The 21532-nt window shown below is 50.6% G+C and carries 23 protein-coding genes; 22 read left to right on the top strand and 1 reads right to left on the bottom strand.

Features of this window, described 5'->3' with window-relative positions:
- Positions 1–2 precede the first annotated feature (2 nt).
- Positions 3–1382 carry a hypothetical protein gene (locus TH63_RS07620; RefSeq protein WP_156180471.1) on the bottom strand — a complete coding sequence of 460 codons (1380 nt, stop codon included), beginning with the start codon at positions 1380–1382 and terminating at the stop codon, positions 3–5.
- Between the two features lie 357 nt (positions 1383–1739).
- On the opposite strand from TH63_RS07620, the gene TH63_RS07615 reads away from it, so the two are divergent.
- The 22 genes from TH63_RS07615 to TH63_RS07505 all read left to right on the top strand — a co-directional run bounded on the left by TH63_RS07615 (position 1740) and on the right by TH63_RS07505 (position 21386).
- Positions 1740–2609, top strand: coding sequence for a DNA/RNA non-specific endonuclease (locus tag TH63_RS07615; RefSeq protein ID WP_048920425.1), 870 nt, complete (start codon positions 1740–1742; stop codon positions 2607–2609).
- 70 nt (positions 2610–2679) lie between these two features.
- Entirely contained in the window at positions 2680–3294 is a 615-nt protein-coding gene (locus TH63_RS07610) for a class I SAM-dependent methyltransferase (RefSeq protein ID WP_048920424.1), read from the top strand.
- A gap of 194 nt (positions 3295–3488) precedes the next feature.
- Positions 3489–3851, top strand: coding sequence for a cupin domain-containing protein (locus tag TH63_RS07605; RefSeq protein ID WP_048920423.1), 363 nt, complete (start codon positions 3489–3491; stop codon positions 3849–3851).
- Positions 3852–4256: 405 nt separating this feature from the next.
- The gene (locus tag TH63_RS07600; RefSeq protein ID WP_048920422.1) at positions 4257–4853 is read left to right on the top strand and encodes a class I SAM-dependent methyltransferase; all 597 of its coding nucleotides are present in this window, start codon (positions 4257–4259) and stop codon (positions 4851–4853) included.
- Positions 4854–4901: 48 nt separating this feature from the next.
- Positions 4902–5744 (top strand): universal stress protein, encoded by an 843-nt coding sequence (locus TH63_RS07595; protein WP_048920421.1) that lies wholly within the window; start codon positions 4902–4904, stop codon positions 5742–5744.
- 49 nt (positions 5745–5793) lie between these two features.
- Complete coding sequence (locus TH63_RS07590) at positions 5794–7287, top strand: porin (RefSeq protein WP_156180469.1); 1494 nt, start codon at positions 5794–5796, stop codon at positions 7285–7287.
- Positions 7288–7444: 157 nt separating this feature from the next.
- A complete protein-coding gene (locus TH63_RS07585) occupies positions 7445–8089 on the top strand; it encodes a peroxiredoxin (protein WP_048920420.1) in 645 nt (214 codons plus the stop codon).
- A gap of 125 nt (positions 8090–8214) precedes the next feature.
- Complete coding sequence (locus TH63_RS07580; RefSeq protein WP_048920419.1) at positions 8215–9552, top strand: MBL fold metallo-hydrolase; 1338 nt, start codon at positions 8215–8217, stop codon at positions 9550–9552.
- A gap of 116 nt (positions 9553–9668) precedes the next feature.
- Positions 9669–10136, top strand: coding sequence for a hypothetical protein (locus TH63_RS07575; RefSeq protein ID WP_048920418.1), 468 nt, complete (start codon positions 9669–9671; stop codon positions 10134–10136).
- A gap of 101 nt (positions 10137–10237) precedes the next feature.
- Complete coding sequence (locus tag TH63_RS07570) at positions 10238–10885, top strand: Crp/Fnr family transcriptional regulator (RefSeq protein ID WP_048920417.1); 648 nt, start codon at positions 10238–10240, stop codon at positions 10883–10885.
- A gap of 297 nt (positions 10886–11182) precedes the next feature.
- Positions 11183–12031, top strand: coding sequence for a sulfite exporter TauE/SafE family protein (locus TH63_RS07565; RefSeq protein ID WP_048920416.1), 849 nt, complete (start codon positions 11183–11185; stop codon positions 12029–12031).
- Positions 12032–12163: 132 nt separating this feature from the next.
- Positions 12164–13576, top strand: coding sequence for an MBL fold metallo-hydrolase (locus TH63_RS07560; protein ID WP_048920415.1), 1413 nt, complete (start codon positions 12164–12166; stop codon positions 13574–13576).
- Between the two features lie 160 nt (positions 13577–13736).
- Complete coding sequence (locus TH63_RS07555) at positions 13737–14063, top strand: rhodanese-like domain-containing protein (protein WP_048920414.1); 327 nt, start codon at positions 13737–13739, stop codon at positions 14061–14063.
- A 108-nt stretch (positions 14064–14171) separates the two neighbouring features.
- Positions 14172–14729 carry a YeeE/YedE family protein gene (locus TH63_RS07550; protein ID WP_048920413.1) on the top strand — a complete coding sequence of 186 codons (558 nt, stop codon included), beginning with the start codon at positions 14172–14174 and terminating at the stop codon, positions 14727–14729.
- Between the two features lie 46 nt (positions 14730–14775).
- Positions 14776–15189 carry a DUF6691 family protein gene (locus tag TH63_RS07545; RefSeq protein WP_048920412.1) on the top strand — a complete coding sequence of 138 codons (414 nt, stop codon included), beginning with the start codon at positions 14776–14778 and terminating at the stop codon, positions 15187–15189.
- Between the two features lie 41 nt (positions 15190–15230).
- A complete protein-coding gene (locus TH63_RS07540) occupies positions 15231–16496 on the top strand; it encodes an MFS transporter (RefSeq protein WP_048920411.1) in 1266 nt (421 codons plus the stop codon).
- Positions 16497–17180: 684 nt separating this feature from the next.
- Positions 17181–18083 (top strand): DoxX family membrane protein, encoded by a 903-nt coding sequence (locus tag TH63_RS07530; RefSeq protein ID WP_048920409.1) that lies wholly within the window; start codon positions 17181–17183, stop codon positions 18081–18083.
- A gap of 50 nt (positions 18084–18133) precedes the next feature.
- Complete coding sequence (locus tag TH63_RS07525) at positions 18134–18769, top strand: TlpA family protein disulfide reductase (protein ID WP_048920408.1); 636 nt, start codon at positions 18134–18136, stop codon at positions 18767–18769.
- Between the two features lie 72 nt (positions 18770–18841).
- Positions 18842–19282 carry a rhodanese-like domain-containing protein gene (locus TH63_RS07520; protein WP_048920407.1) on the top strand — a complete coding sequence of 147 codons (441 nt, stop codon included), beginning with the start codon at positions 18842–18844 and terminating at the stop codon, positions 19280–19282.
- Between the two features lie 26 nt (positions 19283–19308).
- Positions 19309–19743 carry a DsrE family protein gene (locus TH63_RS07515; protein WP_053093755.1) on the top strand — a complete coding sequence of 145 codons (435 nt, stop codon included), beginning with the start codon at positions 19309–19311 and terminating at the stop codon, positions 19741–19743.
- 24 nt (positions 19744–19767) lie between these two features.
- The gene (locus TH63_RS07510; protein WP_082161590.1) at positions 19768–20718 is read left to right on the top strand and encodes a sterol desaturase family protein; all 951 of its coding nucleotides are present in this window, start codon (positions 19768–19770) and stop codon (positions 20716–20718) included.
- Between the two features lie 317 nt (positions 20719–21035).
- The gene (locus TH63_RS07505) at positions 21036–21386 is read left to right on the top strand and encodes a hypothetical protein (RefSeq protein WP_156180467.1); all 351 of its coding nucleotides are present in this window, start codon (positions 21036–21038) and stop codon (positions 21384–21386) included.
- Positions 21387–21532: the final 146 nt, after the last annotated feature.

Here is a 21532-nt window from a genome sequence, read left to right as displayed (position 1 = left end):
TCTTAGTTGTTTTCTTTGTTAAATTTCATAGTTACACTTAGCACATTTTGGTTTTGGTCTCTGTAGAGGGCCTGCACCCCTTGAATGATTTTGGAGAACTGGTAAGTTTTCTTAGGGGCCGCCGCAGGATTGTTGTCATTTTCAGTGGACCAGTTGCCAACCCAGGCCGGGCTTACCTGCGGAAGCGCCAGGGTCAGGGCGCCAATGGAGGCTGTCAACGCCGGCACATTTACTTTCACGAAATGGGTAAATTGGCTTAACTCAGGAACGGCCCTGGTTTCTTCATTAGCCGCAATTACAGTGCCAAGAGAAGCCTTCGCGCCAGTGGTGGTCAGCTTTAAATGCTGTTTCAGGTAGCCGGCATCTTTCATTGAAGCTGGTAACTGGCTTAAATCCAAGCCAATGGTAAACTGCACGGGCTCTTTGGGCTCGGGCCTTAAATTAACCGAGGTACAGGCCTGGGCTGTGCGGCTGGTACAGTACACCAATCCCATGGGTTTGAAAGCCGCAGCCTTTAACACCGCTGAATAGGGCACCGTTTTGTACTGAAACCCGAAGTAGGCCTGCTGGGCCGGCAGGTTCCGGAGAATCTTGTTCATGACCACCTGCACTTCTTGCTGGTTGCCTATAATCCAGATGTAGTAAGGAATCTCCTCCCCTTGCAGCACGCGGCTCACGGCTGGTTTTTTCACGGCTGGGTGGTAGGTACCGTAAAAAGGCGAAGTAGCACCCAACACCGCCACTACCTGGTTTTTCTGCTCGGCGGCTTTCAGGCTGCTCCTGATGTCTGAGTCCAGGGAAATGAACTGGCCTGGATTCCGGGGGTCTGGTCCGTGGATAAAATCAGAAATTATTATGCTGACCGCGTTCCGCTGCAAAGACTTGGCTAAGGCCGCTTCCAGCATGTCCGGGAGCGGAGTGCCCCGCACATCGGCTTTTATACCACTGGAGATGGTGTTTTTTAAGGTAGTATAAGAGACACTGTCCAGCACTGGCTTGCCCTGGTTGTTTTCTTTGGCCAGATAATAGCGTTTAGACTTCACGTAGCGGCCATCCTGGATCTCAGAGATCAGTTGGTTCAGGCGGGTTTGGAAAGCCGTGGGTTGTTTGTCTGGGGCAGGCGGCGGAATAAACCCTTTCATGCCGTTGGAGATCTCCAGGTAGAGGTTTACGTCTACCGTAGAGGCCGTGGCGGCGGGGGCCGACTCTACCGGGGCTTTCGCCGCGGGTGTGTTGGGTTTAGGCTCCGGTTTACCCTGGTCCTGTGTTACCTGGGGGGTTGATTCTTCTAGTTTTGTTTCCTTTTTGTAGCATCCGGTAAAGACTAATGCCAATGAAAGCAAAAGAACCTTACTGCTGCGCGTACACCTGGTTTTATCCATGCCCTTTGGGTTGAGTATTATTGGCAACTTACTAAGAATATAGGGAAAAGGTTATCTTTGGTTATAAAGGAAATTAGATAATATTCCGCAAAATTTCTTCGTTACCACCCGCATCCTGGTTAACAGACCCTGCCCCGTCTATCTAATGGGTAAGGCTAATCAGAAGAAACAACGTCAGGCGCAGGAATTTGGTATTAATTAAAGCCGATTACTTTTGTTTTTAACCTGTTTACTGAAAAACGGGCGTAAAACAGGAAGGCCCAGGTGCCTTTGCTTTGATTCTTTTACCCTCTGCTTCCTTGAATACCAAACCGCTTTCCTTACTTTGCCTGCCCAAAGGCCCCAACCCAGAATAGTATGACGAAAAGAAGTCTTTCCTCCCTCAAAAAATACGCCTCCCTGGTAAGCCTCGCGCTTTTTATCTTTAGCTGTAAGGAAATCCAGGTAACGCCCGCCACCTCCCAATTGCCGGTAAGCCAACATTTGGTGCTAGGAAACCCCAGTCAGGCCGTGGCTTCGGTCTCTGGGTCCAACAATTACCTGATGGTGAAGAAAGAATACGCCCTTTCCTATAGCCGCGACCGCGGTAATGCCAATTGGGTAAGTTGGCACGTGAGCAAAGACTGGTTAGGGGACGCCCCGCGGCAAGATGATTTCAGGGCAGATGCAGCCTTGCCTTCAGATTGGTACAAAGTGACTACTTCGGTCTACACCGGCACTGGCTTTGACCGGGGCCACAACATCCCCTCGGGGGACCGCACCAATACCATAGAGGCCAACTCGGCTACCTTTCTCATGACCAATATTCTGCCGCAGGCTCCCACCCATAACCGCGAGCTTTGGTCTAACCTAGAGGAGTACACTCGGCAATTGGTTAACGCAGGCCAGGAAGTCTATGTGATTATGGGCAGCTATGGCACCGGTGGCACCGGCAGTAACGGTCCAGCCACCACCATCGCCAATGGCCGCGTAACGGTGCCCGCCCAAATCTGGAAGGTTCTGGTGGTACTGCCAGACGGCGACAAAGACCTGGAACGCATCACCACTGCCACCCGCGTCATCGCTATCAATACCCCCAACAACAACACGGTGCGGTCAGACTGGGGCACGTATAGAACCAACATTGATCTGATTGAAGCCAACACCGGCTATGACCTGTTGTCTGTGCTGCCAAAGCAGCTACAGGCAGTACTGGAATCTAAAGTGGACAACGGGCCAACCAATTAAGGTCACATAGTTCAAGTAACCCTTCCTCCAACATCTATCATTTCTTATCTTGGTTAATCAGGCATTTCCAATGTCCACTCCCTTGCAAGAAGCCTTCGGTGATATTGACATCTACTTGTTTGACCAGCTGCTGAAGAACCGTTTCCAGGATTGCCACCGGGTATTGGATGTAGGCTGCGGCTCCGGCCGAAACCTGTGGTATTTCCTGCAGCAGGGGTTTGAAGTGTTTGCCGTAGACCTTAGTCCTGAAGCTGTGGCCCAAACCAAAAACCTGGCCTCCCGGTTAGCGCCTTCCCTTCCGGAAGCTAACTTTCAGGTAGCCTTGGCCGAGGCCCTGCCTTTTGCAAACGCTTCCTTTGACCTGATCATCAGTAGCGCCGTTCTGCATTTCGCTCGCAACCCCGCGCATTTTGATCTCATGCTGATGGGCATGTGGCAGAAGTTAAAGCCTGGCGGGTTTCTCTTTGCCCGGCTTGCTTCCTCCATTGGCATAGAATCCCTCGTGACCGACCTCGGCAATGGCCGGTACCTTTTACCGGACGGGTCAGAACGCTTTCTGGTAGATGAAAAGAGACTGCTGGAGTATACCCAGAACTTGCGCGGTAGATTAGTAGAGCCCATTAAAACCACCAACGTGCAGAACCTCCGGTGTATGACTACTTGGGTTCTGCAAAAGTCCGCCTAACCCCAACCAAATTAATTAAAAACGCTATTTCTGTTTTAAGGCCATTTTTGAAAAAACAGGCCTAAAACAGAAAACCATGCTGAGATGGCATTTTGAGTGGGATGAGCCTTTCAAAAATCTCCGAAGGGATAATCTGCTTTTAGGCAACCCTCTTTTGGGTTGAAAGTATATGGGGGTAACCAACCACCAGCCAGATGATCAGGGCCTTTAAGCTTTACTCCGATGAGGAAGGACATTCCCGGTTTGAAATCGGAACCATTACCAACCTTCAGTTGACTAAGGCCATTTCCCTCCATTTCAAAGAAACGCCTCCGCACGGCGTCTATGACTGGCACCCGGCTCCCAGGACGCAATATGTCCTTACCTTAACCGGCTCCCTGGAATTCACCACCAGCCTGGGCGAACAATTTACCCTCTTGCCTGGTGACGTTCTTATTGCCATGGACACCACTGGCCGCGGGCATAAATGGAAGATGCTGGGCGATCAACCCTGGAAACGCGCCTATGTGGTTTTTGCCCCAGATGAAGAAATCAACTTTACCCCTGAGGACGTTTAAAGGGTTTACCTGTTGATAGGTAATCTTTTATCATCACTAAAGAGAACAAATACTTGGTCTCTGTTTTGAGCCTGTTTTCCGGGAAACGGGCCTAAAACAGGAATCACTCTTTATGATATTTCACTCAGAATCACCAAGGCTACCTCTGGAGCGCTTGCGCTATCCGTATAATTTACTCTAACATATCTCCCCCTTTACCTGCTCTATCCTGCGGCCCTTACCCTTGAGGTGCTCCCTTTTTTTACACAATCCCCTTGTGTAACCAATGTCACTGAACCTGGCCCGCCAAACTGCCACCTTTGCATAAAGTTACCTCTGCCCCTCCCCGTTTTTTGGTTTTACCTCAACCTTAAAAGCAATCAGGAAGGCGAAAGGCCTACTTCTTAAGACTTAAATTTTAAGACCATGCAGGAATTCTGGAACAACCGCTACAAGCAACCAGATATGGTTTATGGGGCAAAACCTAATGAATTTTTCAGGGCGCAACTGGCTTCGCTTAAGCCTGGGGCCCTCCTTCTGGCAGCAGAAGGCGAAGGCCGTAATGCCGTTTACGCCGCGCACCTGGGCTGGAAAGTAACCGCCTTTGATTATAGCGCGGCAGGAAAGGCCAAGGCCCTTCAGTTAGCTACCCAGGAAAAAGTAACCATTGACTACCAGGTGAAAGAGGTCAAAGAATTTGAGGCTGCGCCTGAGAGCTTTGATGCCGTTGCCTTAATTTACGCGCATTTTCCCCCTACGCTGCTCGAGGCCTTTCACCAAAAGACAGTGGCGTGGCTTAAACCAGGCGGCACGCTTCTACTGGAGGCTTTCCACCCCAGGCAGTTGGAGTATGCCTCCGGTGGCCCCAGAGACCCTGCTATGCTCTATTCCGCGGACCGGCTTTCAACCGATTTTAATGGGTTGGATATCCAGTTACTGGAAGAAGAGGAAATATACCTGTCAGAAGGGGCCTTCCACCAGGGACCCGGTTTTGTGAGCCGGCTGGTAGCTACTAAAAAATAATTCATTTAAAAAAATGGCCTTTTTAGGGGCCGCAAAGACCAATGTAAAATGGAAAAACAATTAAAGGTGATGGTGCCGGTAGACTTTATGCCGGTTTCTTTTAAAGCCCTGGAATTTCTGGGTCTTCTGATGGACCAGATGCCCATTGAAACGCACCTGGTACACGTCATTCAGGTAAACGCGACAGACTGGGCGGGTAGCAGCGAGTCTTCTGAAACCCTGGACCGGGCAGAAATGCGGGCCATGGAACAAACCGCCGAGGAGCAATTTGCCCAGCTCAGGCAGCAGGTAGATTTCAAGTTCACGCAACATGTGCTGCACGGCGGCCTGACTACCTCGCTGGCCAATTACGCCAACTTGCAACAGGTAGACCTGGTGATCATGGGCACCGAAGGGGCAGACGGCTGGTACGAGAAAATATCAGGGTCAGAGGCGCAGCACGTGGTCAGGTATACAGATGTGCCGGTAATCACCATCCACCAGAACGTAGGCATCACCCCTATCCATAACATCTTGTGGGTGGCCGACTTTGCCTATGAGAAACAACCCCAGCGGTCTATTTCGCTTATTAAAGTGTTGCAAAGAATATTTGGAGCTAAAATTCACCTTTTGCAGATCCTGCAGAAGGAAGATGCCCATCAAGAGCTGGCTTTGAGGGAAAACATGATGCGCTTTGCGAACAACCTGCAACTGGAAAACTATGAACTGCACTTCCACCGCGATTTCAAGGTGCCCACCGGGGTCAGGAACTTCAACCAGGAATCTGAGAAGAACCTAGTGGTGATTGGCACCCACGCCCGAAAAGGGGTTAACCACCTTTTCTACGGCAGCATAGCAGAGACCCTGGTTAACCATTGCATCCGGCCCCTCCTCACTTATCACCTTAAATAAAAGCGTTCATGGGCCAGCCCTGGTGGCTGACCTGAAATACCAGTACAAAATGCCTACTACTTTCACCCTGGCCACTGCCCTGTCCGCCTTTTTGGTTCTGGGAGCGGCAGCTGGTCAGGAAACGCATGCCCAAACGTTGCCTCATGGTAATGCGCAGCCCACAGATACATTACAAACTCCTAAACCCGCAACCGCAGATACTACCAGAAATACAAGCCACCCTCGGGCGTCAGAAGAGCACCCTGTAGATACAATTCAACTGAAGAGTGTGAAGGAACTCTTTTCCAGAGGCCACCTGGAAGGGCACGTGCGCAACTACTTTATGGCCACTCTCAACTACCGGTCCCTCTCAGACCATTACGCCAATGGCATTGGGGCTGAGGTTGCCTTTAAAACGGCCTCGTTCCACGGGTTCAGAATGGGCATTACGGGGCTATTCACCTATAACGCCTTTTCGTCTAATCTTGACCACAAAGACCCTATTTCGCATAAACACCCAAAACTGGAGATGGAGCTCTTTGACGTGGAGGACCCGGGAAACCGGGGCGACCTTGACCGCCTGGATGCCCTGTACCTAGAATATTCTTCCCCCAAACTCCGGGCCCGGATTGGGCGGTTTAGCTTTACCTCGCCGATCATGAACCCCCAGGACACCCGCATGAAACCTTATTCCTTCCAGGGAATACATGTGCAGGTTCCTGTTTTCAGGAAAGGCCAGCTAGACGTGGCCTGGTTGAATCACTTCTCGCCCCGCAGTACCGTAGAATGGTTTTTAGCAGAGGAGTCCATTGGCGTTTTTCCCGTTGGGGTAGATGAAGAAGGCCAACCTTCTGGCTATTCCCATCACACTATTACCAAAGGCGTGGCCATTACCGGTCTTTCCCTCCCCGTAGGGCATCACTTGAAAACAGAAATCTGGAATTACTGGCTAGACAACGTAGCCAACAATACCTATGGGAAGGCGGTGGCCACCGTGCTGCCCAAAGTCAAGGTGGGCGTGGAAGGCCTGTATCAGGTGCAGGTCGGGGACGGCGGGAATTCGGATGCCCGGTACGCCTATTTTCAAGACCAGAAGCAATGGCTGGCCGGCGCCATGGTAGGGTTTACCCCTGAGGCCTGGAACCTGTCTGTAAATTACCTGCACGTGGGAAAAGGAGGCCGTTTCCTTTTTCCCAGGGAATGGGGCCGGGAACAGTTTTTTGCTACCATGCCCCGGGGCCGGATAGAGGGCATGGGGAATTCCAAACTGCTGGTGGTGAAAGGAAAACACCACTGGTCCAGAACCTTTTCCACGGAAATAGCCGCCTCCAGGGCCTGGTTGCCTGCGCCCTCAGATTACCGCCACAATAAGTATGGTTCTTTGGAATACTACGGCTGGCTGGCAGACGTCAATTACACCCCCGCAAAACCAGTGCTCCAGGGGTTGAGTTTCCGCTTTCTGTATGTAGGCCGGGTTTCTCCGGGAGCAGCAGTACCTCTTAAAGACTATTACTACAACTCTAACTTCCACAACTTCAATTTTGTAACCCAGCTTACCTTTTAAGCCAGGTTTACTGGTGGATTGGTAAGAGGTATCTTATATTAAGGTTGAATAAATAATGGAAAACATTAAATAAAAACAAGAAGCCATCGTATATCTGGGGGACGGCCTACGCCATTTATCCTTATTTTAAAACCACCTCCACCTTAACCCAAATACCATGGAAGAGACAACCACAATGCCCCGTATAGGTGACAAAGCCCCAGACTTTGAGGCCACCACCACCACCGGCCATCTTCACTTCTCTGAGTACAACAAAGGCAGCTGGGTCATTCTTTTTTCCCACCCCGCAGACTTCACCCCCGTTTGTACCACTGAACTGAGCGGCTTTGCCCTGGAAGAAGGCGAATTCTTCTCCAAACACAACACCAAGTTACTTGGTTTGAGCATTGACAGCATCCACTCGCACATTGCCTGGGTGCAGAATGTGCGGGAAAAGACCGGGGTCTTCTTCAACTTTCCTATTATAGCGGATATAGACATGAAGGTGGCTAAACTGTACGGCATGGTGCAGCCCGGGGAAAGCGAGACGGCGGCGGTGCGGGCCGTGTTTATCATTGACCCCGAAGGGATTATCCGGTTGATCATGTATTACCCCATGAACGTGGGCCGCAACATGGAGGAAATAAAACGGGTACTAATTGGCTTGCAGACGGCGTCTGAACACAAGGTATCGCTTCCCTTGAACTGGCAACCCGGCGATAAAGTGATTGTGCCACCGCCCAAAACCCTGGAAGCCCTCAATGAACGGTTGAACAGTGATTATGAAATGACGGATTTCTATCTGGCTAAGAAAAAACTGTAACCGAACCCAGTAAACAGGCTATGTGACAAACATCACTGTGCAGGGTGATTTGGGGTAGTACCTTTGTATGGAAATCTGAATAGCAGATAACCCTTCAGAGAATACATAAGCAAAAAAGAAAGAAGATGAAAATAGAACAGTTTGAAGACAAAGGCCTGGCGCATTATGCCTATGCTGTTTTAAGTGAAAATACAAAGGAAATAATACTGATTGACCCTGCCCGTAACCCAAAGCATTACTATGACTATGCGGCAGCTAACAACGCCAAAATTGTGGGGGTAATTGAAACGCACCCGCACGCTGACTTTGTGAGCTCGCACCTGGAGATTAATCAGAAAACCGGGGCTACCCTGTACGCGCATAGCCTGGTGGGGGCTGATTATCCGTTCACGGCCTTTGATGAAGGAGCAGTTCTGGAGTTTGGAGAAGTGAAACTGAAATCTCTGCATACCCCGGGCCACTCCCCAGACAGCATCAGCGTTGTTCTGAAGCAGGATGGGAAAGACAAAGCCGTTTTCACCGGAGACACCCTCTTTATTGGCGATGTGGGCCGCCCAGATCTACGCGAAAGCGCTGGTAACATTACTGCCAAGCGCGAAGAACTGGCCAAGCAGATGTACCACAGCACCCGCGAGAAACTCATGAAGCTGGACGATGACGTGCTGGTCTACCCTGCGCACGGCGCCGGTACCCTTTGCGGGAAAGGTCTTTCAGAAGCCAACAGCAGCACCATTGGGGCGGAAAAGGTAAGCAACTATGCCTTGCAGCAAATGACCGAAGAGCAGTTTGTGAAAGTTCTCACCGAAGACCAACCGTTTATCCCTAAATACTTCGGGTATGACGTAGGGCTCAACAAAAAGGGCGCCCCCGCCTACCAGGCCAGCCTGGACGGGGTGCCACGCCTTGAGAAAAACTTCAAACCCCAGGAAGGAGCCGTGCTGGTAGACGCCCGTAATGAACAAGCCTTTAAGAAAGGCCATTACAAAGGCGCTATAAACATTCAGAACGGCGGCAAATTTGAGACATGGTTGGGCAGCATTATAGGCCCTGAGGAAACGTTTTACCTGGCCGCCGAAAGTGAGTCTGAACTAAAAGACCTGATTTCAAAAGCCTCTAAAATTGGGTATGAACTCCTCATCAAAGGAGCCTTCGTGCTGGACAATGCCACAGAAACCACCACGCCTGCGTTAGACGTGTCTGATTTACGGGAGCATTCAGAGAAATACACCATTGTAGATATCAGGAATGCCTCTGAGGTGAAAGCCGGCAAATTCTTTGAAAACGCCCTCAATATTCCGTTGCCGGAACTGCGGGAGCGCGCCAGGGAAATCCCCACGGATAAGCCGGTGGTTGTGCATTGCGCCGGTGGTTACCGCTCTGCGGCAGGTAGCAGCATTGTGGAGGCCGCCCTTCCAGGCACCAAGGTACTGGACCTGAGCGAGGCCGTTAACGACTTCAAATAATATTGACCTTTAAGGCATAGCCGGTGCATGCAAGTGCACCGGCTATTTCTATGTAAATGCTTTTGTATCTATCCCTTACGGAAACTGTCCGTATAAAAAAATAAAAAGGAAAAACGATGGCACTTACAAGCAAACCAGAGCATGACCGGGTCAGAGAAAGCACCCCAAATGCAATCAACCAGCAAATTGATGACGATATGCTGTCCAACATTGCCTATTATGGCAGCAAAAGCAAAAAGTCAATTAAGAAAAGGTTAAAGGAACTGGACAAGGAATGGGCCATTGAGCGCGTGCTGGAAGTAAATGCTTCAACCTTGGCATTAACCGGCCTTGTGTTGGGTGCCACCAAAGACAAACGCTGGCTTATCATGCCCGGCATTGTCTTGTCTTTTCTAATGCAACACGGGCTACAGGGCTGGTGCCCGCCCCTAGCTATTTTCCGGAAGCTAAATTACCGAACCAGAAAAGAAATTGACGAGGAACGCAACGCTTTGAAAGCCCTGCGGGGGGATTATAAATCCATCCATAAAAATACCGCCGCTGAGACCGTTCTAGACATTGTAAGAGCCTACGGAAGGCTTTAATAAATAGTGCTTCCGTAATTTTTTCTTCATTATAAACCCATTGCCCCCTGTCCTCCTGCCAGAAAAACTGCGCAGGAGCCTCACTGACCTAACCCCGCTCTATGGAAACCCTGCAAAAAGACATCATCCACCAACAATTCCCCCAGTTTGAACAGCCTCTTCTAGATGAAATCCTGGCGCACAGCACCATCCGGCAGGTAGCCGAAGGCGAGGAAGTGCTCCGCACCGGCCAATACATACGGTCCACGGTTTTACTGCTCAGCGGCCTTTTGAAAGTTTACCGCGAGGACGACGAAGGGAATGAATTTCTGATGTATTTTCTGGAGCCCGGCAATGCCTGCGCCCTTTCCATGATGTGCACCGCCCGTGACGAGAAAAGCCAGATCATGGCCAAGGCCGTTACTCCCTCAGAAGTTATCTTAATTCCCTCGCACCTGTCTGAGCAATGGCTGGGCAAATACAAAACCTGGCACAACTTTGTGATAGCCTCTTACCGCACCCGTTTTGAGGAACTGCTCCAAACCCTGGACAGTGTAGCCTTTAAAGGGCTGGATGAACGGCTCCTGTTTTACCTCAAGCGCCAGGTGCAGGTAACCGGCAAGGAGATCAGGCTCTCTCACCAACAGATTGCAGATGAGCTGAACAGCTCGCGGGAGGTGATCTCCAGATTATTGAAAAAGCTGGAACAGACAGGCGCTATTACGTTGCACCGCAATTATATAGAGGTCCACAACCTGGCCAAGGTCTAAAAACAAAAAAGGGAAAGTATAGACTACTTTCCTTTTTTGTTGGGTCTTTCTGAAATTCTGTTTTTGGCCAGATTTGGCCAAAATGGCCTCAAAACGCAAAGAAGAAAGTCACAAGCAATAAGCTAATCTTACCTTCTTTTATCCCCCTCTTCCTACCGGAGGCGTAAAACTAACGTTAGGGTTTATCTGCTTCTTTTTCCAATTTTGGCGCTTGTTTCCCTCTGTGATAATAGTCACTGTGTCCCGCCGCCAGTGGCTCTACCTTTGTACCAGAAATCAAATTAAAACACGAACGAAATGGAAATTTTAGGTTACGTTGCCGCTCTGGTCATAGGGCTTTCGCTGGGTCTTATTGGCGGAGGAGGCTCCATTCTTACCGTGCCGGTGCTGGTATATCTTCTGGGTCTGAGCCCTGTTATCTCTACGGCGTATTCCTTGTTTATTGTAGGTCTTACCAGCCTGGTAGGGAGCTATAACTTCTATAAAAAGGGCCTGGTAAGTTTAAAGACCGCGGCCGTGTTTGGGTTGCCTTCCATTATTGCCGTCTATATTACCCGCCGCTACATTGTACCGGCCATTCCGGAGAACCTGTTCACCGTAGGTGACCTGGCCGTGACCAAAGGGGTTTTGCTTATGCTGCTGTTTGCCGCCTTAATGGTGTTCGCCTCCATTAGCATGATCAAGAAAAAGAAAACCAGCCCGCCTCTTGATGAGAACGCCGATAAAGAGATAGACCTGAAACACACAAGTCCGGTAGAACCCCACCCGGCCCCTAAATTCAACTATGTCGGCATTCTGGCCGAGGGTCTGGTAGTAGGGACGCTGACCGGTCTGGTAGGCGCCGGCGGGGGCTTCCTGATCATTCCGGCGCTAGTGCTTTTCAGTAAGCTGGATATGAAGATGGCGGTGGGCACCTCCCTGCTTATTATCGCCGTCAAATCACTGTTCGGTTTCATAGGAGATATCTACAACTATGACATTGACTGGATGTTCCTGGGCATTTTCTCCGCCATCTCTATTGTGGGAATCTTCATAGGCACTTACCTTTCCACCAAAATCCATGCTGACAAGCTTAAGGCTTCCTTTGGTTGGTTTGTGCTGGTAATGGGGATTTACATTATCATCAAGGAAATTTTTTTCGCCTAAGGGGTGTGCGTGACCTAAGTCACTAACTTATAGCGCTAACATTCAGACCTTTGCAGTGTACCTTACCAAAAAGCGTTGTGGCTTCTAAAGGGTACCAGATTTAAAAGTTTCAGTTTCTAAACGCTTTACATCATGAAAGTAGAACAGATTTATACCGGTTGCCTGGCCCAGGGCGCCTACTACATTGAAAGTAACGGCGAGGCCGCCATCATTGACCCGCTCCGTGAAATCAAGCCTTACCTGGAAAAGGCGGAGAAAAACGGCGCAAAAATCAAATACGTGCTGGAAACCCACTTCCACGCTGACTTCGTGTCTGGCCACGTGGACCTGGCCAAGGCAACAGGCGCGCAGATTGTCTTCGGACCAAATGCCAAGCCTACCTTTGCCGCCCACATTGCCACAGACGGCGAAGAAATCAAGCTGGGCGATGTCACCATCAAAGTGCTGCACACCCCCGGACACACCATGGAATCTACCACCTACTTGCTAAAGGATGAGACAGGTAAGGATTACGGGATTTTCTCCGGTGATACCCTTTTCATTGGTGACGTAGGCCGCCCAGACCTGGCCGTGAAATCAGACCTAACCGAGGAGCAATTGGCCGGGCATCTGTATGACTCGCTCCGGAACAAAATTATGCCGCTATCTGATGATATCATTGTGTATCCTGCCCACGGCGCCGGCTCTGCCTGCGGAAAGAATATGAGCAAAGAGACCACAGACCTCTTGGGCAACCAAAAGAAAACCAACTATGCCCTGCGCCCAGACATGAGCAAGGAAGAGTTTGTGAAGGAAGTAACGGAAGGCCTTACCCCACCGCCTAGCTATTTCCCTAAAAACGTGCAAATGAACCGCGAAGGGTCCATGAACATTGATCAGGTCATGAGCCAGGGCTTACAGGCCTTATCTCCAGAGGCTTTAGAGGCGGCTGCCAATGAAACCAGCGCGCTGGTACTGGATACCCGTAACCCAGATGACTTTGCCAAAGGCTTTATCCCTAACTCGGTGAACATTGGCATTGATGGGAACTTCGCCCCCTGGGTAGGCGCCTTGATCCCAGACATTCAGCAACCCATCTTGTTTGTGGCCGAGGAAGGCCGTGAGGAAGAAGTGGTGACTCGTCTGGCCCGCGTTGGCTATGACCACGCCATAGGCTATTTGAAAGGCGGCTTTAAAAGCTGGCAGCAGGCTGGCAAAGAGGTAGACACCATCTCTTCTATCTCTGCCCAGGAATTTGCCAACCGCTATGCCCAGAACAACCAGCTACACGTAATAGACGTGCGCAAACCCGGCGAATTCCAGGCCGAGCATGTGCAGACCGCCCAGAATTCGCCGTTGGATTTCCTGAACGACCACCTGGCCGAATTCCCGAAAGAGGGAGACCTGTACCTGCACTGCGCCGGGGGCTACCGCTCCATGATTGCCGCCTCTATCTTGAAAGCGAGAGGTTTTGACAACGTAATTAACGTGGAAGGCGGCTTCAAAGCCATTTCTGAGACAGACGTCCCCAAAACAGCCTACGTTTGCCCATCCACCCTTAAATAAAAAACTGGCCTGGGGCATTTCCCCGGGAATAACCCGGGCCAGCCTTTTCTTTTACCTTAGAAGAGCCAGCGGGAGAAATGCTATGCGTGACCAAAGTCACTGAACCTGATGTATTATCTCCCGACCTTTGTATCATTATTAAATCAAGCAGACAAAAGCCATGTTTAACATATTTAAATCAACCCCAAAAAATTACGAGGACCTTGATGGGTCCACGTTCAAAAGCAAATTCCAGCAAGCTGGCAAAGCCGAATTACTGGACGTGCGCACCCCGGGTGAATTTGCCTCAGGCACTATTGCTGGCGCTAAAAACCTAGATGCCATGTCGTCACAATTTGCTAGTCAATTAGATAAACTGGATAAGGACAAAGAGTATTTCGTATTCTGCCGCAGCGGCAACCGCAGCGGGAGCGCCTGTGACCTTATGGCCTCTAAAGGGTTTAAGGCTCACAACCTTTCCGGCGGCCTTGGCGCCTGGCCCAGATAGGAACTTGAAAGCATTCCACCCAAAACTTTAAAGAGCTACCGGTAGCCAGGCCTTTTGGCAGGGCACCGGTAGCTCTTCAACCATTACTAACCTAAAAGAAGTAAGAATATGTTAGAGTTATTAAGGCAGCCATGGCCATGGTACACGTCGGGGGCTGTGATCGCCTTTGTGATGGTACTACTGCTATTCTTCGGGAAATCGTTTGGTTTCTCTTCCAACCTTCGCACCATTTGTTCCGCCTGCGGGGCCGGTAAGCATGTGAAGTTCTTTGATTTCAACTGGAAGTCCCAGATCTGGAACCTGCTTTTTCTGGTGGGTGCCATAATTGGGGGTTTCATCTCCGCGGAGTTTCTTTCTAACGGGGAAGCGGTCCAGGTTTCGCAGGCCACCGTGCAGGACCTACAGCAGCTGGGCATCTCCAAGCCGGAGGGCATTCAACCAGCCGAGATTTTCAGCCTGGAGGCGCTCTTCACCGTTAGAGGCTTTCTGGTATTATTGCTGGGCGGCTTCATGATTGGGTTTGGCTCACGGTACGCCGGGGGCTGTACCTCGGGCCATGCCATTAGTGGGTTGTCTAACCTGCAGTGGCCTTCCTTGGTTGCCGTGGTTGGGTTCTTCATTGGTGGGCTTATTACCACCTTCATCCTGCTGCCCCTCATCTTCTAAGGCAACCAACTTTAATTAAGCCGTTCACCGCAAACGCGTTAACAATATGAAAAGTCTTAAGTTTATTCTGGCCGGTATTTTATTCGGCATTGTGATGAGTAAGTCAGAGGCCATTTCGTGGTTTAGAATCCAGGAGATGTTCCGCTTTCAGTCCTTCCACATGTACGGCATCATTGGAACCGCCGTGGTGCTGGGTACGCTGGCTACCTTTTTAATCAAGAAATACAAAATCAGGGATTACCAGGGCAACCCAATTGTCTTCACCCCCAAGGAAAAATCTGTGCCCCGCTACCTGATTGGAGGCACCATCTTTGGGTTAGGCTGGGCTTTGACCGGCGCCTGCCCGGGTCCTATGTTTGTGAACCTCGGCTTCCAGTACTGGGCTATTTTGGTGGCTATTATTGGGGGTTTGCTGGGCACGTACCTGTACGGGGTGCTGCGCGATAGATTGCCCCATTAAAAGCTGTTTATAAGCCGTTTTCCTTAAAATTACCCTAAACCATGACCCATCCCGCCAGTGCTACCTTAGGTCTCAGAGAGAACGCCTTCCAATTCTGGTTGCTGGTAGTGGTGAATGGGTTTGTGGGGGCTATGGTGGGGCTGGAGCGTTCCGTCATTCCGGAGTTTGCCGAAACAAACTTCGGGATTACCGGAACCACTGCCGTGCTTTCCTTTATTGTGGCCTTCGGGCTGGCCAAGTCGGGCGCTAACCTCATGATGGGGCGCCTGACCAAACGGTTTACCCGCAAGCAGCTTTTGACATTTGGCTGGCTTTTGGCCCTACCCGTGCCGTGGCTGCTGCTTTATGCCCAAAGCTGGACCTGGGTGATAGTTGCCAATATTCTCTTGGGGCTAAACCAGGGCCTGGCCTGGTCTGCTACCGTGGTCATGAAAATAGACTTGGTGGGTGAAAAAAACCGGGGACTGGCCATGGGCATTAATGAGTTTGCCGGTTATTTGTCAGTAGGCGTGGTTTCTTTCCTGGCAGGTTATATTGCCTCTACCACGGGCAACGTGACCAATGCCTTTTTGCCGGGTATTGCGTTCTCCATCATTGGGTTACTGCTCACGGTATTTCTGGTAAAAGACACCCACGGCCATGTGCAGACAGAAGCTTCGCAAACCGCTGTTCCCTTGCTCCTGAACATCTGGAAGGATACCACCTGGCGGCACGCCAACCTAGGCCCCGTGACCCTGAACGGTTTTGTGAATAACCTCAACGACGGTATTCTGTGGGGACTATTACCCGTGTTGCTGGCCAGCAAGAATTACTCCTTATCAGAGATTGGTTTATTAGCGGGTATTTACCCGGCGGTCTGGGGCTTGGGGCAACTGGGCACAGGCAAGCTAGGCGATGTGTTCTGCAAAAAACAATTGCTGAGCCTGGGCATGATCACCCAGGGTATTGGCATTGGCCTTTTGCTGTTCGCGGATTCCTATCCTATTCTGCTTGGTGCCCTGGTTTTGCTGGGGTTAGGAACCGCCCTGGTGTACCCCAACTTCCTGGCCGTGGTAGCCGAGAACACCCACCCGCACCAGCGTCCGCAGAGCCTGGGCATTTTCCGGTTCTGGCGTGATTTTGGGTATGTGGTGGGAGCCGTGGCGGCCGGGGTTTTCAGTAGCCTGTTCGGGATTGGCGCCGTATTGGTGGGCACGGCCGTTTTGACCGTCGCCGCGGGCGTGGTCTCAGAAGTAAGGATGAGCTGTTCCGGCAGGCGGCTCTGGCCCGGCAAAAAAAAGGAGAGCCTGGTAGCTGGCTCCTGTTAGCTACTGGGGGCTTTATAATGGCAGTTTATTTAAACCAGTAGACCTTTGTAATAATCAGCCTGCTCGGCAAAGCTTTTAGAATTTCTAACATGAAGCACTACCTGATTTTATTCATGGGTACCTTGCTCCTGCTTTTCGCATTCCCGAAAAGCAGCCGGGGATTGGTTGCTTTTGATTCTTCCAGGAAGGCTGAAATCAGGAAAAGCTGCACCAGGGGCCACCACGCCCTAAAGCGGAAATGCGTTAAAACCTGCTGGAAGCACCAAAGCCCCTCCAAAGGCCAAACGGAGGGAACCACCGTCACGGAATGTGGCCCGCAATTTTATGGCGTGGTGGAGCCTTTTCAGGAGCTTAGCCTTTTCCCTTTCATTCATCAGAAAGAAGAAGGATCTTTTCTTTCCCTTTCGCCCGTCTCCCCTTTTCTGGAACCTGGGCACGCCCCTCCGCAATTTCTTTTTTAAGTTGATACAAGAATACCTCATTGGGGCTGGCCCAGGGAAACCTGTTTTAAGCCTGTATTGGCCAAAACGGCCCTAAAACGGCTGGCCCAGATGAGTTAATGGTTGAGGTAGAATTCCAGAGTATGGGCTCTACTCAACAGAGTTTCCCTGTTTTACAGGGAAACTGGCACAGGTGTAAGTATCACCTTGCTTTTCAATGGTAAAAAGAAATCCCCCTCTAAAAATGGAAATCACTCCTTTGCAAAAAATATCGTTTCTGGTGCTTCGCATCATGGGAAGTTTCATCTTTATCACGGCCGGCATCAACCATCTTTTCCAGACCGCAGAAGCGGCAGGCCGGTTGGAAAAAGCCCCCTTTGCGCAGCAGCTGGCTACCTGGATGGCGCCCGCTGAGACCCTTATTGTCCTTTCGGGGGTGGGCCTGCTGCTGGGTGGGTTGTTACTGCTGCTTGGGTTAAAGACCCGGTGGGTGGCGTTGGGCCTATTTCTTATCCTGGTGCCTATCACGCTTACGGTGCAGGTAGGGAACGCCGCCGGGTCTGGCCCGTTGTTCAAGAACATCGCCCTGTTGGGCATGCTCCTCTTTTTTATGGTAAACGGGTCACTTTTCTATGGCCTGGACCAATGGTTTATCAACCGAAAACAAACCCTTAAAAACCTGAACGTAATGAAAAAATCAGTATATAGCATGGTCCTGGCATTACTAGCGACCGGCCTTTTATCTTCCTGCGCCACCGGTACCATGGTGGCGCAAACACCTTCCAAGTCTGCTTCCACCGCCGTGGCGACAAGTAAAAACTACGGTGTTTTGATTAGTCAGCCCAACCATTTGAAAGCGGCCGTAAACACAGCGGAGACCATCACCAAAGACAGCAAATACCAACGCCAGAGTTTTGTGGTAATGGCCTGCGCCAAGTCTGTTGAGGCGTTTGTGAAAGGCAATGAAATGGCTGCTGAGTATGAGAAAGGAATGGCCGCGGGCATTACCTACAAGGTGTGTGGCATGTCCCTTAAACAGTTCAACATTGACCCCCAGACGCTGGTGAAAGGCGTGGAAATTGTCCCCAACGGCCTTACCTATATGTTTGATTTGCAGCAGCAGGGCTATATGACGGTGGAACTGTAGTTCCTACCCTTTTTCATTTTATAACTCTTCATCCCAACCTATAGAAGATCATGAATAAGCGAAAATTTTCCTGGAAAGATATCCCTGGCTGGGCTGTAATGCTGGCCATTTTTGGGGTACTGTATATGACCGGGCTCCATACCGAGGCCCTTGGACAGGTGCAGCGCCTTCTGCTGGCCACCGGCATCAAGAACGCCAACATGCCTGACCTGGAACCAACTCCTTCTACCCCGGCCGTATCGGTGAACAGCCCTATGGCAACTGCAGAAATGGTGGGCGCTGATTTCCAGTTGGTAGACCTTAACGGAAAGGTGGTGCCCTTCAATAGTCTGAAAGGCAAAGTGGTGTTTATGAACATCTGGGCCACTTGGTGCCCGCCCTGCATCGCTGAGATGCCCAACATCCAAAAACTGTATGAGAATGTAGGCTCAGATAAAATTGCCTTTGTAATGCTGTCTGTAGATGCGGGCGGTAGGGAGAAGGTCAAGAAGTTCATCGCGAAGAAAGGCTTTACGTTTCCGGTGTATATGCCCGCCAGCGAGATGCCCCAGGAATTTGAAAGCCCCTCTATCCCTACCACGTTTGTGATTTCGCCGGAAGGCAAGATTGTAGCCAAACAAATGGGCATGGCCGAGTATGACACCAAAGAGGTGCGTGAGTACCTACAAAACCTGGCTAAAAAATAAACATCCCCAATGGTCGGCTGGAAGAAACTTCCGGCCGACCTATCTTTGGTTTAAAAAATAAATTCCCCTCTCATGAAAGGTATTCTTTTTTCTTTGGCAGTGGCCGCTTTTTTGGCTTCCTGCAACACCCAAACCACCAATGCTACTACTCAAGAAGTTGTGGCTGAACAAGCGGCTGAATCCCAGCAAACCGGCCAGGTGCAAGCCCTTAGCAGCCAAGAGGTAAAAGACCTGCTGGCCGGGCAACCCGAGGTGGTGATTTTGGACGTAAGAACCCCTGCCGAATACCAGGCTGGCCACCTGAAAAATGCGCAGTTGCTGGACATTTACAGCCCAGATTTCCAGGCCCGCCTGAAAGCGCTGAACCCTGAGAAGACCTATCTTGTTTACTGTGCAGTAGGCGGGCGCAGTGGCCAGGCCTCCCAGCAAATGAAGCAGTTGAGTTTCAAACAGATTTATGATGCCCGGGAAGGCTTTTCGGCCCTTAAAAATACGGGAGTTGCCGTAGAATAAGCAGTATCAACTTTAATCTTACCACTATGAAAAACAAGGTTTTCTTTTTGGCGGCTTTTCTGTTTTGGGCCTCTTTTTCGGTTTTTGGGCAAGATACAGCACCGGTCAAGGCACTCGCCACGGAGCACCGCATTGTCTATGACATGTCTGCGGCCGACACGGCCCAGCACGCCGGACTCATGCGCCAACTCAACAACATTAAACGTGCCTGGCCCGAGGCGCGCATTGAAGTGGTGGTGCACGGAAAAGCCCTGGACCTATTGGTGACGGAAAAATCTTACAAAGCCGAAGCACTCAAAGCCTTACAAGGCAAAGGCGTGGTCTTTGCCGCCTGTGAGAATTCCATGCGGGCCCGTAACGTCACTAAAGCGCAGCTGCTACCCGGGGTAATCACCGTGCCTATGGCCATTGGCGAAATCATCATGAAACAAGAGCAAGGCTGGGGCTACATTAAGTACTAGCCGGCCATTAAAATACCCTAGTCCATGGAGAAATACTGGAACATCTTCCTTAATTCCTTTGCCGATTACGGGGGCTACCTCCTGAACGAGGTGCTGTACCCCCGGTGGGGAAATTATTTTTACTGGCTACTAGGGCTGTCTCTTTTTTTCTGGTTGCTGGAGATAGTGGCTCCCTGGCGGCAACACCAGGCTAAGATCAGGCAGGATTTCTGGCTGGACGGCTTTTACATGTTCTTCAACTTCTTCCTTTTCTCCCTGGTAGGGTTTAATGCCATCTCTAACATAGGCGTAGAGGCGTTTAATGATTTTCTGGCGCTGTTTGGGGTGAAGAACCTGGTGGCGTTTGAGGTGAATTTGTGGCCGGTATGGGCGCAGTTGCTTACCTTGTTTGTGGTGCGTGATTTCATTCAGTGGAACGTGCACCGCCTCCTGCATCACTCAGAATACCTGTGGCGTTTCCATAAGGTGCACCACTCGGTGCAGCAGATGGGCTTTGCCGCGCACCTTCGCTTCCATTGGGGCGAGACGGTGGTCTACCGTACCTTGGAGTACATTCCGCTGGCCATGATCGGTTTCGGGATCCAGGATTTCTTTCTGGTGCACATCTTCGCCACGGCGATTGGGCATTTTAACCACTCCAATATTCACGTGCCGCTGGGCCCCTTGCGCTTCCTTTTCAATAACCCACAAATGCACATCTGGCACCACGCCAAGCACATGCCCCGGCGCTACGGCGCCAACTACGGCATTAGCCTGAGCGTGTGGGATTACCTGTTCGGGACGGCCTATATGCCCGAGGACGGCCGTGACATTGAACTAGGCTTTGAGGAGGTGGAGCACTACCCTAAGACCTTCCAGGAACAGATGTGGTACCCGTTTAAAGAGGCAGGTACCCAAACTCCTTCTGCCCCTCTAGCACCAGTACCCCTTCAGGAGGAAAATCCTCATCCTGCCCCGGTGAAAGAATTGACGTAACCTTAAAATCATTTTGAAAGGCCAACAGGAATAAAATTTTTGATTTGATTTTTTTGGGCTTCTGCTTTAGGGCTGTTTTAAGGAAAACGGCCCTAAAGCAGCAATGACTCCTGAATGGCTTATTCCTCGCCTCCAATCTTCAAAGGGTCTCGCTTAAGCGGTTTTAAAAAAACAGAGCGAATTTCCTGGTCCTGTGATAAAAGTCACTGAGGCTCCCTGGCTTTTTCGGCACTTTTGTAGAAACCTGTTTTTGGGGTGTTTTTAGCAAAACCAGGCAAAACTCCGTGAGACCTTTTCTTAAAATATGGGCCCTTCTGATGGTAATGATCCATCTGTCGTCTTTGACGGCCCTCAGCGTCTTGCCTGTTGCCCACGCGGGAGTGGCCGTTAAAAAGGTCTGCCCGCAGCAGGAAACTAAACTATTGCTGCACAAGGCGGTAACGGAACGTGAAACTGTCATTTCTATCATCCAACCCACAGAGTCCTCCCAAACCCCTGAAGCCATCCCGGAAGGGAAGCTTTGCTCGGTTAAGGTACTCTGCACCCTTCCTGCTCCGTCTTCCCCTATTTCAGTCCCCCATTTTTTGTACCACCAGCCGCATTTTAAGGCGTTGGGGTATACTTCCTTTCTGGTTTCCTTTGAGCCAGATCCCCCGCAGGTAGGATAATTGAATTTCTTTCTTCTTACTTGGGCGCAAGTGTTTTCACCATCTAATGGGTATGCTCCTTTGAAATAGCTGAGCTTTAAATGGCTTATCTAATTACTCTTATAATTTATCGCATTGTTAGGATTATTAATTCTGCCTGCTAATCA

Origin of the sequence: Rufibacter radiotolerans (genome assembly GCF_001078055.1) — a bacterium.
Lineage (GTDB): Bacteria > Bacteroidota > Bacteroidia > Cytophagales > Hymenobacteraceae > Nibribacter > Nibribacter radiotolerans.
The sequence above is the reverse complement of the archived record's forward strand: the minus strand, read 5'-3'. Positions and strand labels throughout refer to the sequence as shown.

Coding starts and splice junctions, on each gene's coding strand:
- TH63_RS07620 (WP_156180471.1), bottom strand. CDS start 1,382: ATGGATAAAACCAGGTGTACGCGCAGCAGTAAGGTTCTTTTGCTTTCA.
- TH63_RS07615 (WP_048920425.1), top strand. CDS start 1,740: ATGACGAAAAGAAGTCTTTCCTCCCTCAAAAAATACGCCTCCCTGGTA.
- TH63_RS07610 (WP_048920424.1), top strand. CDS start 2,680: ATGTCCACTCCCTTGCAAGAAGCCTTCGGTGATATTGACATCTACTTG.
- TH63_RS07605 (WP_048920423.1), top strand. CDS start 3,489: ATGATCAGGGCCTTTAAGCTTTACTCCGATGAGGAAGGACATTCCCGG.
- TH63_RS07600 (WP_048920422.1), top strand. CDS start 4,257: ATGCAGGAATTCTGGAACAACCGCTACAAGCAACCAGATATGGTTTAT.
- TH63_RS07595 (WP_048920421.1), top strand. CDS start 4,902: ATGGAAAAACAATTAAAGGTGATGGTGCCGGTAGACTTTATGCCGGTT.
- TH63_RS07590 (WP_156180469.1), top strand. CDS start 5,794: ATGCCTACTACTTTCACCCTGGCCACTGCCCTGTCCGCCTTTTTGGTT.
- TH63_RS07585 (WP_048920420.1), top strand. CDS start 7,445: ATGGAAGAGACAACCACAATGCCCCGTATAGGTGACAAAGCCCCAGAC.
- TH63_RS07580 (WP_048920419.1), top strand. CDS start 8,215: ATGAAAATAGAACAGTTTGAAGACAAAGGCCTGGCGCATTATGCCTAT.
- TH63_RS07575 (WP_048920418.1), top strand. CDS start 9,669: ATGGCACTTACAAGCAAACCAGAGCATGACCGGGTCAGAGAAAGCACC.
- TH63_RS07570 (WP_048920417.1), top strand. CDS start 10,238: ATGGAAACCCTGCAAAAAGACATCATCCACCAACAATTCCCCCAGTTT.
- TH63_RS07565 (WP_048920416.1), top strand. CDS start 11,183: ATGGAAATTTTAGGTTACGTTGCCGCTCTGGTCATAGGGCTTTCGCTG.
- TH63_RS07560 (WP_048920415.1), top strand. CDS start 12,164: ATGAAAGTAGAACAGATTTATACCGGTTGCCTGGCCCAGGGCGCCTAC.
- TH63_RS07555 (WP_048920414.1), top strand. CDS start 13,737: ATGTTTAACATATTTAAATCAACCCCAAAAAATTACGAGGACCTTGAT.
- TH63_RS07550 (WP_048920413.1), top strand. CDS start 14,172: ATGTTAGAGTTATTAAGGCAGCCATGGCCATGGTACACGTCGGGGGCT.
- TH63_RS07545 (WP_048920412.1), top strand. CDS start 14,776: ATGAAAAGTCTTAAGTTTATTCTGGCCGGTATTTTATTCGGCATTGTG.
- TH63_RS07540 (WP_048920411.1), top strand. CDS start 15,231: ATGACCCATCCCGCCAGTGCTACCTTAGGTCTCAGAGAGAACGCCTTC.
- TH63_RS07530 (WP_048920409.1), top strand. CDS start 17,181: ATGGAAATCACTCCTTTGCAAAAAATATCGTTTCTGGTGCTTCGCATC.
- TH63_RS07525 (WP_048920408.1), top strand. CDS start 18,134: ATGAATAAGCGAAAATTTTCCTGGAAAGATATCCCTGGCTGGGCTGTA.
- TH63_RS07520 (WP_048920407.1), top strand. CDS start 18,842: ATGAAAGGTATTCTTTTTTCTTTGGCAGTGGCCGCTTTTTTGGCTTCC.
- TH63_RS07515 (WP_053093755.1), top strand. CDS start 19,309: ATGAAAAACAAGGTTTTCTTTTTGGCGGCTTTTCTGTTTTGGGCCTCT.
- TH63_RS07510 (WP_082161590.1), top strand. CDS start 19,768: ATGGAGAAATACTGGAACATCTTCCTTAATTCCTTTGCCGATTACGGG.
- TH63_RS07505 (WP_156180467.1), top strand. CDS start 21,036: ATGGTAATGATCCATCTGTCGTCTTTGACGGCCCTCAGCGTCTTGCCT.